Raw genomic sequence first — 6,567 nt, forward strand, 5'->3', positions numbered from 1 at the left:
GCCAGTGCCTCCGCCTCCGATCAGGGCTGCGCCGACCGTTCGTCCTCCGTTACCGTCCGCTCAGCAGCGCCCGACCTCGCGGCACTTCTCGATGTTGGCCAGGTGCGTGTTGTAGTCGTTGGTGAACGCAGAACGCCCGTCCTCCGACGTCACGACGAAGTAGGTCCAGTTGCCCGGCTCCGGGTTGGCCGCCGCCTTGAGCGCGGCATCCCCGGGGTTGCCGATCGGCGTCGGCGGCAGGCCCTGCCGGCGGTCGACGTGCGTGCTGTAGTTGTTGTCCGGGTCCTTCAGCTCGGCGTCGGTGACGATCGCCTTGCGGCCCTTGCCGGTGATGATCAGCCAGTACTGCGTCGTCGAGTCGAACTGCAGGTAGGAGAGCGCGCCGGTCTCGTTCAGCCGGTTGTAGATGACCCGGGAGACCTTCCCGAAGTCGGGCTCGATGCCCTCCTGCTCGATCAGCGAGGCGATGATCATCAGATCCCACTCGCTGACGCCGAGCTCGGTCGCCTTCTGGGCCAGCTCGTCCCTGGTCGCCGCCTGGACCGAGAGCGCGACCATCTGCTTGAGCAGCGAGGTAGCGGTGGTCTTGTCGTTGAACTCGTACGTCGACGGGTAGAGGAACCCTTCGAGCACCCGCTTGTCCGGGCTCGGACCACCCCATTCGGGCACGCCGAGGGCAACGGGATCCTTAGCGGCCGCTTCGAACTCGGGCAGCGGGATCCCGGTTTTCTTCGAGAGCCGCGGCAGGATCTCCTTGACCGTGAGGCCCTCGGGGATCGTCACGCTCGGTCCGAGCTTCCGGTTCTCCCGGTCGAGCAGCATCGCCAGGGCGTCCGCCGCCTTCATCTGCTTCTTCAGCGTGTAGCTGCCCGGCTGCAGCCCGGTGGTCGCGTCGGGGTTCTCCTCGGCAGCGTTGACGAACGCCTTGGCGCTGGCCACGACGTCGGCCTTGTACAGCGTGTTGCCGATGTCGGTGACGTTCTGACCCTGGGTGATCTCGATCGTCACCTCGCCGCTGCCTGGCCCGGGGTAGTCGTCGGCGGTGAAGAAGTCCCGCACCTTGTTCACGCCGTACCACCCGCCGAGCACGATCCCGCCGAGCACCGCGACCACGACCAGCAGAGCCACTAACGTCTTACCGCTGCTCCGCTCGGCTTTCCGCCGATGACGTCCGGGGGTGCCGGGGCCGTAGCTGCCCGACTCCTCCGTGAACGGCACGAGATCGAGGTCGTTCACGGCTGATCCGCACTCCGCTCCGCGTCCAACCAGGCCTGAAGGATCAGCACCGCGGCGGCCTGGTCCACCACAGCGCGGTGTTTTTTCCCGCGTACGCCCCTCTGGGAAAGAGTACGTCCCGCGATGACGGTCGTCAGCCGTTCATCGGACAACTGAACCGGCACCGGGTGGTGAGATTCACGCAGCCGTTCGGCCAATAGATCCGCATATTCACGAGCAGCCACCGCAGCGCGACCCTCCGCGCCGGAGAGCGATCGGGGCAGGCCCACGACGACCTCCACCGCTTCGTACTCAGCGACCAATGCGACTATACGGTCCAAATCCGATCGGTTCTTCATATCCCGAGCGACGGTCTCCACCGGGGAAGCCAGAATTCCGGACGGGTCGCTGGCCGCCAGCCCCACCCGCACCGCTCCGACGTCGACCCCGAGCCGGACGCCGCGCCTCACGGCCGGTGCCCCCGAAGCCAGGAGCGGCCCGCGAGCGGCGAGCACCCCTGAAGCGGCGAGCACCCCCGAAGCGAAGAGCGGCCTCGAAGCGGCGAGCGGCCCGGAAGCGGGGCGCCGCCCCGCAACGGCCGACGCCCCCGGCCCGCAGTGCGGGCCGGGGTCGGGCTGCCGTCGGTTCTCACGCGGAGGGAATACCCGCGACCAGGTCGGCGATGGACGCCAGCACCGTGGGCGCCGCATCGGCCGGCACGCCGCCGCCCTGGGCGAGGTCGTCGCTCCCGCCGCCGCGACCCGAGAGCGCGCCCTTGACCAGCGCCGACGCGGAGATTCCCCGGCCGCGCGCGGCCTGGTTCACCGCGACGACGAGCGACGCCTTGCCGTTCGCGCGCGCCGCGACGGCGACCACGCCGGGACGCTCGGCGGCGAGCCGGCCCCGGATCTCCTGCGCCAGCGACCGGACGTCGTTACCGGCCGTGCCCTCGGGAGCCTCGACCGCCGCGACCGCGACACCGTTCACGTCGCGCGCCCCGGCGGCGATGTCCCCGGCGCCGGAGAGCACCGCGGCGGCCCGCAGCTTCTCCAGCTCGCGCTCGGCGTCCCGGAGCTGGGCGACGACCGACGCGACCCGGTCGGGCAGCTCGTCCGGCTTGGCCTTGAACTGCTCGGCCAGCTTCGAGACCAGCAGGTGCTCCTTGGCCAGGAATCGGAACGCGTCCAGCCCGACCAGCGCCTCGACCCGGCGGACACCGGACCCGATCGACGCCTCCGAGAGCAGCTTGACGACGCCCAGCTGGCCCGACCGCGCCGCGTGCGTACCACCGCACAGCTCGCGCGCGTACTCGCCGACCTCCACGACCCGCACTTCGTCGCCGTACTTCTCGCCGAACAGCGCCATCGCGCCGATCCGCCGCGCCTCGGCCTGCGAGGTGATGAACGCGCGCACCTCGAGGTCGTCGAGAAGGACGGCGTTCACCTCGTCCTCGACGTCGGAGAGCACGGATTGGGGAACCGCGCCGGGCGTGTTGAAGTCGAAACGCAGACGTCCGGGCGCGTTCAACGACCCCGCCTGGGTCGCCGACTCCCCCAGTGCGCTGCGGATCGCGGTGTGGATCAGGTGGGTCGCGGTGTGCGCGCGGGAGATCGACCGGCGGCGGTCCACGTCGATCGTGGCCAGCACCGGGTCGTCCTGCTTGATCTCCCCGTCGACGACCTTCCCGCGGTGCACGATCAGACCCGGCAACGGCTGCTGGACGTCGAAGACCTCGAGCTTGCCGCCGGGCGTCACGATCACACCCTGGTCGGGCTGCTGGCCACCGCCCTCGGCGTAGAACGGGGTGGAGTCGAGAACGACCTCGACCTCCTCACCCTGCCCGGCGCCGCTGCGGATCGCGCCGTCGCGCCCGATGATCCCGCCGATCCGGCCCTCGCGCTCCACCTCGAGGTAGCCGGTGAAGTTCGTCGGGCCGGTGCGGTCGAGCACCGAGCGCAGCACCGAGGTGTCGGCATGGCCGGTCTTGCGCGCCTGCGCGTCGGCCTTCGCGCGCTGCCGCTGCTCGGCCATCAGCCGCCGGAAGCCCTCTTCGTCGACGGTGAGGCCCTGCTCGGCCGCCATCTCCAGGGTGAGGTCGATCGGGAAGCCGTACGTGTCGTGCAGCTGGAAGGCGCTCGCGCCGGAGAGCTGCTCGCCGCCCGTCTGCTTGGTCTCGGCGACCGCGGTGTCCAGGATGGTGGTTCCCGACCGGAGCGTGGCGCGGAACGCGTCCTCCTCGGCGTACGCGTACCCAGCAATGCGCTGGTAGTCGGTCTCCACCTCCGGATAGGACGCGCTCATCGCGTCCCGGGCGACCGGGAACAGCTCGGGGAACGACGGGTCCTCGTAGCCGAGCAGGCGCATCGAGCGCACCGCCCGGCGCAGGATCCGGCGCAGCACGTAGCCGCGGCCCTCGTTGCCCGGCGTCACACCGTCGCCGATCAGCATCAGCGCGGTGCGGACGTGGTCGGCCACCACGCGCAGCCGGACGTCGTCCGGGTTGGGGTGCCCGTCATGCTGCTGGTGCGCCGGATAGTGCTTGCCGGAGAGCTGCGCCGCCTTGTCGAGGATCGGGCGGACCTCGTCGACCTCGTAGAAGTTGTCGACGCCCTGGAGCAGGAACGCGACCCGCTCCATGCCCATGCCCGTGTCGATGTTCTGCGCCGGCAGGTCACCGAGGATCGGGTAGTCGGTCTTGCCCTGCCCCGGACCCCGCTCGTACTGCATGAAGACGAGGTTCCAGAACTCCAGGTACCGGTCGCCGTCGGGCTCGACGCCCGGCGTGTTGACGTACTCCGGGCCGTACTCCGGGCCGCGGTCGATCAGGATCTCCGAACACGGGCCGCACGGACCGGGAACGCCCATCGACCAGAAGTTCGGCCCCTTGCCCAGCCGGATGATCCGCGACTCCGGTACGCCGACCGCGTCGCGCCAGAGCCGGAACGCCTCGTCGTCCTCTTCGTAGACCGAGACCCAGAGCTTCGACTCGTCGAACCCGTAGCCGCCGTCGGCCGGGGAGTTCGTGACCAGCTCCCAGGCGTAGCGGATCGCTCCGTCCTTGAAGTAGTCGCCGAAGCTGAAGTTGCCGTTCATCTGGAAGAACGACCCGTGCCGGGTCGTCTTTCCGACCTCGTCGATGTCGAGCGTCCGCACGCACTTCTGGACGCTGGTCGCACGCGGGTAGGGCGGGGTCACCTGACCGAGGAAGTACGGCTTGAACGGCACCATGCCTGCGTTGACGAACAGCAGGTTGGGATCGTCGGCGATCAGGCCCGCGCTGGGTACCACGGTGTGGCCGCGCTGGGCGAAGTGATCGAGGAAGCGTTGCCGGATCTCAGAGGTCTTCATCGCCAGGTGTCCGTCGGTTCGAATGGAAAGAGTGAATCGTTCAGCCTCCCCGGCCCAGGACGCTGGGGCGAGGCCGGCTGAACAATCCTCGTCGACACTATCTCTCGCCGGTCCCGGGCGGCGCTGCCCATATTCGCCCGGCGGGTCCCGGAGCGGGCGGCGCCCCGGGCGAACCGCTGGAGCGCAGGGCCGTCCGGACTGCACCGAACCGCCTACTCGGGACGCGTAGCCACCGCACGGCGCCGGTCAGCACGACCGGCGCGGCACCCCCCGCGAGCACCGGGTCACGGTGCTCGATGCGCTCCACCCTCGGCGGTGGACTGTCCCTCCGCGAGCGCTCGGGTCAGCTCGACCTCGCGCTCGGCCATCGCGACGCGGGCCTCCTCGACGAACGCCCGGACCGAGTCGAGCAGGTCCACGGCCGACCCGCGGGCCGAGTCGGCCAGCCCGCGCGGGCTGTAGGCCTCCGCGGTCTTGGAGACCTTACGGACGACGAGGACGCCGACCGCTACGCCGATGCCCAGCCAGAACAACCGTCGCATCAGGCGCCCCTCCGACGCTTCTTGAGCTCGTCGCGGACCTCACGCTCGACTTCGTTGGCCCGGCGCGCCCGGAGCGCGGAGCGAACGCCGTAGCTGAACGCGGCGGCCTTCACCAGCGGGCCGGACACCGTGGCGCCGAACAGCGTCGTCACCTGGGCGATGCTGCCGGTCACCGCGGAGACGTGGTCGGTCAGCGTGTCGACCTTGTCCAACTGGTGGTTGACGCCGCCGAGGGTCTGATTGACACCGTCGACCGTGACGTGGGCACTGGCCAGGATCGGCACTGCCTGCTCGGTGATGTCGGTAATGGCCTTGGTGGCTGCGTCGACCGTGCGGCCGAGCTTGATCAACGGCACGGCGAGCGCACCGACCAGAAGGACGAACGCAACGGCGGCGATGATGGCCGCGATTCCGCCGAGAGACACCGGCGAGTCTCCTTGGATGAGGTGGGCTCGAATGAACTCTTTTCGACCGGTGGCGGCTGAGGTCGCGTCACCTAGGGAGGGTCCGAGGTTGAAAAGGGTTCAGCGGCTAGACCCTACCGCCTGCGGCGATCACGCTCAGCACAGGTCCCGCGTGTGGCGCGTGTGGCGGGAGGGTTCCCGGATCGGCGAACGACGCAGATGACCGCCTCGATGCAGTCCACAGACCGTGTGGAGTGCGCCCGGACGACAATCCGCGCGGGCGCGACTACTGTCCACGCACCGCGGCGCGGATCCGGTCCAGACGCTCGGCGATCGGACGCTCGGCGCCGCGCCGCGTGGGGTGGTAGTAGTCGCGGCCGACCAGCTCGTCCGGCGGGTACTGCTGGGCCACCACCCCGGCCGGGTCGTCGTGCGGGTAGCGGTACCCCTTGCCGTGGCCGAGCGCCTTCGCGCCGGGGTAGTGCGCATCCCGGAGCGCCGGTGGCACCGCGCCGGCCTTCCCCGCGGCGACGTCCGCGAGCGCAGCGCCGATCGCGGTCGTCACCGCGTTGGACTTCGGAGCGGTCGCCAGGTGCACGACCGCGTGCGCCAGCGTCAGCTGGCCCTCGGGCAGGCCGATCAGCTGGATGGTCTGGGCCGCGGCCACCGCGGTGGGTAGTGCGGTCGGATCGGCCATGCCAACGTCCTCGCTGGCGAAGATCACCAGGCGCCGCGCGATGAACCGGGGGTCCTCGCCGGCGGTGAGCATCCGGGCCAGCCAGTGCAGCGCCGCGTCGACGTCCGAGCCGCGCATGCTCTTGATGAACGCGCTGATGACGTCGTAGTGCGCGTCGCCGTCCCGGTCGTAACGCACGGCGGCCTTGTCGACCGCCGCCTCCGCGGTCACGAGGTCGATCTCCACCGGCTCGTCACCGGCCGCGTCCGCCGCGTCGGCGTCGCCCGCCTCCGGGGCACCTGTCGCGTCCACGGCGGCGGCCGCCGAACCGGCCGCCCCGGCCCCAGGGGCACCTGCCGCGTCCGCGGCGGTGGCCGCCGAA

The 6,567-nt window shown here is 70.5% G+C and carries 6 protein-coding genes; all 6 read right to left on the reverse strand.

Features of this window, described 5'->3' with window-relative positions:
* Positions 1-60 precede the first annotated feature (60 nt).
* Positions 61-1,236: an endolytic transglycosylase MltG gene (gene mltG, locus ABEB28_RS03100; protein WP_345726402.1), complete on the reverse strand. Its 1,176-nt coding sequence runs from the start codon at positions 1,234-1,236 to the stop codon at positions 61-63.
* Positions 1,233-1,685: a Holliday junction resolvase RuvX gene (gene ruvX / locus ABEB28_RS03105; protein WP_345726587.1), complete on the reverse strand. Its 453-nt coding sequence runs from the start codon at positions 1,683-1,685 to the stop codon at positions 1,233-1,235. Before ruvX ends, mltG begins: the two co-directional genes overlap by 4 nt.
* Before the next feature lie 178 nt (positions 1,686-1,863).
* Positions 1,864-4,563, reverse strand: a complete 2,700-nt coding sequence (gene alaS, locus ABEB28_RS03110; protein WP_345726403.1) for an alanine--tRNA ligase — start codon at positions 4,561-4,563, stop codon at positions 1,864-1,866.
* Positions 4,564-4,847: 284 nt separating this feature from the next.
* Positions 4,848-5,105 (reverse strand): hypothetical protein, encoded by a 258-nt coding sequence (locus ABEB28_RS03115; protein ID WP_345726404.1) that lies wholly within the window; start codon positions 5,103-5,105, stop codon positions 4,848-4,850.
* Positions 5,105-5,530 (reverse strand): DUF948 domain-containing protein, encoded by a 426-nt coding sequence (locus ABEB28_RS03120; RefSeq protein ID WP_345726405.1) that lies wholly within the window; start codon positions 5,528-5,530, stop codon positions 5,105-5,107. Before ABEB28_RS03120 ends, ABEB28_RS03115 begins: the two co-directional genes overlap by 1 nt.
* A gap of 265 nt (positions 5,531-5,795) precedes the next feature.
* A partial coding sequence (locus ABEB28_RS03125) for an AAA family ATPase (protein WP_486323376.1) occupies positions 5,796-6,567 on the reverse strand: 772 nt, incomplete at its 5' end.

The organism is Cryptosporangium minutisporangium (genome assembly GCF_039536245.1).
GTDB classification, from domain to species: domain Bacteria; phylum Actinomycetota; class Actinomycetes; order Mycobacteriales; family Cryptosporangiaceae; genus Cryptosporangium; species Cryptosporangium minutisporangium.

Bases quoted from the DNA above. Each gene is read 5' to 3' on its own strand.
- alaS (WP_345726403.1), bottom strand. From the start codon at position 4,563: ATGAAGACCTCTGAGATCCGGCAACGCTTCCTCGATCACTTCGCCCAG.
- ABEB28_RS03115 (WP_345726404.1), bottom strand. From the start codon at position 5,105: ATGCGACGGTTGTTCTGGCTGGGCATCGGCGTAGCGGTCGGCGTCCTC.